The 4583-nt window shown below is 68.0% G+C and carries 6 protein-coding genes; 4 read left to right on the top strand and 2 right to left on the bottom strand.

Annotated elements, in window-relative coordinates; genetic code table 11:
• Both DSP71_RS23390 and flgN read right to left on the bottom strand, forming a co-directional pair.
• Nucleotides 1–417, bottom strand: a 417-nt coding sequence (locus DSP71_RS23390) for a flagellar basal body protein (protein WP_258546331.1), incomplete at its 3' end; no start/stop codon positions are given.
• A gap of 13 nt (nt 418–430) precedes the next feature.
• Nucleotides 431–913 carry a flagellar export chaperone FlgN gene (gene flgN / locus DSP71_RS08370; RefSeq protein ID WP_113680844.1) on the bottom strand — a complete coding sequence of 161 codons (483 nt, stop codon included), beginning with the start codon at nt 911–913 and terminating at the stop codon, nt 431–433.
• Between the two features lie 196 nt (nt 914–1109).
• Here flgN and DSP71_RS08375 point away from each other — a divergent pair, with 196 nt between their 5' ends.
• From DSP71_RS08375 to fliS, 4 genes are all read left to right on the top strand, one after another.
• Nucleotides 1110–1910, top strand: coding sequence for a sigma-70 family RNA polymerase sigma factor (locus DSP71_RS08375; RefSeq protein ID WP_113680845.1), 801 nt, complete (start codon nt 1110–1112; stop codon nt 1908–1910).
• A gap of 109 nt (nt 1911–2019) precedes the next feature.
• Nucleotides 2020–2850, top strand: a complete 831-nt coding sequence (locus DSP71_RS08380; RefSeq protein ID WP_045263723.1) for a flagellin — start codon at nt 2020–2022, stop codon at nt 2848–2850.
• Nucleotides 2851–2919: 69 nt separating this feature from the next.
• A complete protein-coding gene (fliD, locus tag DSP71_RS08385; RefSeq protein WP_113680846.1) occupies nt 2920–4308 on the top strand; it encodes a flagellar filament capping protein FliD in 1389 nt (462 codons plus the stop codon).
• 2 nt (nt 4309–4310) lie between these two features.
• Nucleotides 4311–4583: flagellar export chaperone FliS (gene fliS / locus DSP71_RS23395; protein WP_258546332.1), on the top strand; the 273-nt coding region annotated here is incomplete at its 3' end.

Consider the following 4583-nt stretch of genomic DNA (forward strand, 5'->3'; position numbering starts at 1 on the left):
CGAGGCCGCTGCCCCCGAGTCCGGCGTGTTCGCGAGGTCCTGCCAGCCGGACCAGAACTTGGACAGCCGGGCGGCGAGCCCGTTCGCCGTGGGCTCGGCCAGCGATGCCTCGACCGTGGTCGCGGCCACCGCCCTGGTCGACCAGTACCCCGAAGCGCCGAGGGCGTCGCGCACCCTGGCGTCGAGAAGGGCGTCACCCAGGCGTGCGACGCCGTCGATCGAGACGCCGTGCCCCGGGAGGGCGCCCACGCTGAACCGTCCGGTCTGCGCGATGGCCGCGACGGCCGAGGTGGTCACACGCTGCCGCGTGTACCCCTCCGTCTTCTGATTGGCGATGTTCTGCCCGACCACGTCCATGCCGCGTCGGGCAGCCGCCAGTCCGCTGGCCGCCGTGTTCAATCCGCTGAAGGTCGACATGATCCCCTCTCGGTCACATCTCGGTGTCGATGATCCGCGCGGCGTCGTCGCGCGCGCGGTCACCCTTGGTCGTGTACTCGCCCGTGTCGTGCCCGAGCGCGGCGATCGTCTCCTGCGTCGCGCGGAGCACTCCGCTGAGCTGCTCGGCGTTGGCGTCGCGCAGCTGCTCGACCTCGGCGGCGAGCTTCGACAGCGCTCGCAGATGGTCGGCGAACACCTCCTGCCATGCCCCTTCCGGCGCGTGCTCGATCAGCTCGCGGATCGTCGACGCCTCGGGAGCTCCCCACTCCTCGGCGACGGTGGCGACCTCGAGGGTGCGGGCGAGGCCTGCGCCGCGCAGTCGATCGAGCACCTGATCGATCTCCCGTGCGGCAAACTGGATCCACTGGGATCGCCCGGCGGCGAGAAGCAGCTGCTGCTCATCGAGCTTGAACAGCAGCATCTCGAGCAGCTCGCGCTCTCGCCACAGCTGTATCGATAGTTCGTTGGCTCCCATGATCCCCTTTTCCCCAGTGATCGCCCCGCCTGACAACGCGGCCAAAGGTCACTATCGGCCAGCGTCTGCCTAACGTTACTATGTGGAACGGCGATGGATAGTTCTCCCCATGTACAAATCACAAAACGTGTGATATGTACATCTGTTCATCTCCTTGGATCTTTCGGAGTGCATCCAGAGAGGTGGATCATCCCCCATGTCGTCGCGCGCTGAGCGCAATCTGCTCATAGAGAGCAACCTCCCCCTGGTCGGATACCTCGCCGCCGAGACCCATGCCCGCGCCACCCACATCCCCCGCGACGAGCTCGCGGCCGTCGGAGCACTCGCGCTCGTGACAGCGGCCGAAGCATTCGATCCGGAGCTCGGCGTACCCTTCGGGGCCTACGCCCGCCGACGCATCCTCGGCGCTTTCGCCGACGAGATGCGCTCAATGGACTGGGCCTCCCGCGGCATACGCAAACGCATCAAGGAGACCGTCGCCGTCCGCGAGGCGCTGACCGCCGGGCTCGGCCGCACCGCGACGGTCGCCGAGGTCGCCACCGCGATGGGCGTCGCGAAGGACGTCGTGATCGAAGCACTCGGCGACGCCGCCAGGATGCTGACCACTCTCGACGACCCCGCCGCCCGTGACGTCACCGCCGAAATCCCCCTCCCCGAGGAATCGGCACTGGTGGGAGAACGGCGCGAGGTGCTCGAGCAGGCGGTCATCGCCCTGCCGGAGCGCATGCGGCGGATCGTGCAGGCGGTCTACTTCGACGAACGCCCCGTCAAGGAGATCGCCGAGGAGCTCGGGGTGACGCACTCCGCGGTGTCGCAGCAGCGCTCGGAAGCGATCCGGCTTCTGCGCGACGCCCTGGACCGCTACTACGCAGAGGGGTCGACGCCGGCAGCGACGACGCGGGTCTCCCCCGCGGCCCGCGATGCCTACTTCACCAGGATCGCGGACGCCGCCGGCTCCCGGATCGCCGGGGTCTTCCGCGAATCGGCGACTGCCTGAGCCGATTCCCCGCCGGCCCGACTAACGCGCCGGGAACCTCCGCCGATAGGTGTGACCGGGAGACCACGGATGGTCTCCCGCACAACACCATTCACGGAGGAGAACCCTTATGGGTATGCAGATCAGCACGAACGTGTCGGCACTCAACGCCTACCGCAACCTGTCCAACACGCAGAACGACCTGTCGAAGTCGCTCGAGAAGCTGTCCAGCGGCTTCCGCATCAACCGCGCGGCCGACGACGCTGCAGGCCTCGCGATCTCCGAGGGCCTGCGTTCGCAGGTCAACGGCCTGAACGTCGCGGCACGCAACGCCCAGGACGGCATCTCGGTCATCCAGACCGCTGAAGGCGCCCTGACCGAGGTCCACTCGATCCTGCAGCGCGTTCGCGACCTGACCGCTCAGGGTGCGAACGACTCGAACAACACGAAGTCGCGCGACGCGATCCAGAAGGAGATCAACACCCTCGGTGATGAGCTCACCCGGATCGCCGGCAGCACGAACTTCAACGGCATCAAGCTGCTCTCGGGCGGCAACACGCTGACGTTCCAGGTCGGTGCGGGCTCCGTCGCCGCCGAGGACCAGATCTCGGTCGCCCTGACCGACTTCGCCACCCTCGGTGCCGACATCAAGACGCTCGCGGGGACCATGACGGACGCCGCGACGTACGGTGCCGCGCTGGCGGGTATCGACACGCAGATCCAGGCGGTCTCGACCGCACGCGCCGGCTACGGTGCGCTGCAGAACCGCTTCGAGTCGACCATCAACAGCCTCAACGTGTCGGCGGAGAACCTCTCCGCCGCCGAGAGCCGGATCCGCGACACCGACATGGCGTCCGAGATGGTCAAGTTCACGTCGAAGAACATCCTGTCCCAGGCAGGTACGGCGATGCTGGCACAGGCCAACCAGGCCAACCAGGGCGTGCTCCAGCTCCTGCGCTGAACCACGTCATAGGGTCCGGACGCCCACCGGCGTCCGGACCCTGTCCGCTCCTCAACAGGAAAGACGACCATGTCCCTCTCGCTCGACGGCCTCGTCTCCGGCCTGAAGACCACCGAGGTCATCAAGGCGCTGATGGATGTCGCCTCCATCCCCCGTTCACTGCTCAAGGCGAAGATGGATGACAAGAACGGCATCGTCACCCAGCTGCGCACCCTGAACACGGCGGTGCAGAACCTCGCCACGGCAGCCGAGAAGGCCGCGACCCGCGACGGACTCGCCCGCTTCACCACCTCGTCCTCCTCGCCGACGGTCACCGTCGCCACCCGCGATGGTGCCGCGCCGCTCTCGGCCGACATCGTCGTCGACAAGGTCGCCAAGAACCACACGATCGTCTCCGCAGCCTCCGCCGGGTGGCCCGTCGACCCACCGGTGATCACCCTCGAGAACGCCAAGGGCGAACGCGTGCAGGTCACCGCAGACTCCACGTCGATGCAGGATGTCGCCCGCGCGGTGAACGAAGCAGGCTTCGGCATCGTCGCCGCGGCCGTCCCCGCCGGACGTGACGCCGACGGCAACCCGATGCACCGCCTGCAGTTGCGGGCCGCCGACTCGGGAGAGGCCGGCCAGTTCCGCGCCTACCGCGGAGACACCGCTGCGGTAGCGGCCGGCACCGCCTCCGACATCTCCACCGAAGCAGGAGCGGCCGTCATCGACGTCGGTGCCGACGCCCAGGTGCGCCTGTGGGCCGGCACCAGCGCGGAGCAGGTGCTGACCTCGTCGAGCAACACCTTCACCGACCTGTTCGACGGGGTGGACGCGACCGTCTCCGCGGCCTCGGCGGCGCCCGTGACCATCGGCGTCGCCGTCGACACCGCTGCTCGCACCAAGGCCTCCGCAGAGTTCATCGCCGCCGTCAAGGACATCCTGACCCGCATCGACAACGGCTCGAAGGCGACCATCGCCGCCAAGCAGGGAGACAAGACCACTCTGGGCGTCTTCACCGGCGACAGCGCAGTCCGGGGACTGCGCACGGCCCTCGCCGATGCGGTGCAGCACCCCGTGAACGGCGTCTCTCCTTCGTCGATCGGCATCTCGAGCGACACGTACGGCGTGATGAGCTTCGACGAGGAGAAGTTCGCCGAAGCCCTCGCGAAGGACCCGGATGCCGTCGCAGGACTGTTCTCCGACATCGCCTCGCGGGTGCAGGACACCGCGAAGGTGTACTCGGACAAGTACGAGGGGCTCCTCACCACGCGGATCACGGGCCAGGAGAGCGAGGTCAAGGGACTCGGCGAGCAGATGGAGCGCTGGGATGTCCGCCTCGCGCAGCGCAAGACCACTCTCGAGCGCACCTACGCACGCCTCGAGGTGATGCTCTCGCAACTGCAGTCACAGTCCTCGTACCTGACCTCGCAGATCGCCGCCCTTCCGGGCTCGAGCTCCAACTCGGGGAAGTGAGCATGAACGCCGCGCTCCGCGCCCAGCAGCGCTACCGTGACGACGCCGTGCTGTCGGCGCCGCCCGAGCGTCTGGTGACCATGCTCTACGACCGTCTCCTGCTCGACATCGAGCGCGGGGAGATCGCTCAGCGCGCAGAGGACTGGACCGAGGCGAACGCCCAGCTGCAGCACGCCCAGGCGATCGTCTCCGAGCTGTCGTCCTCGCTGACCGACGACTGGAACGGCAGCGCCGGCCTGCGCTCGCTGTACGTCTTCCTGTCGCAGACGCTCATC

It is taken from the genome of Microbacterium sp. H6 (assembly GCF_003314775.1).
GTDB classification, from domain to species: Bacteria; Actinomycetota; Actinomycetes; order Actinomycetales; family Microbacteriaceae; genus Microbacterium; species Microbacterium oxydans.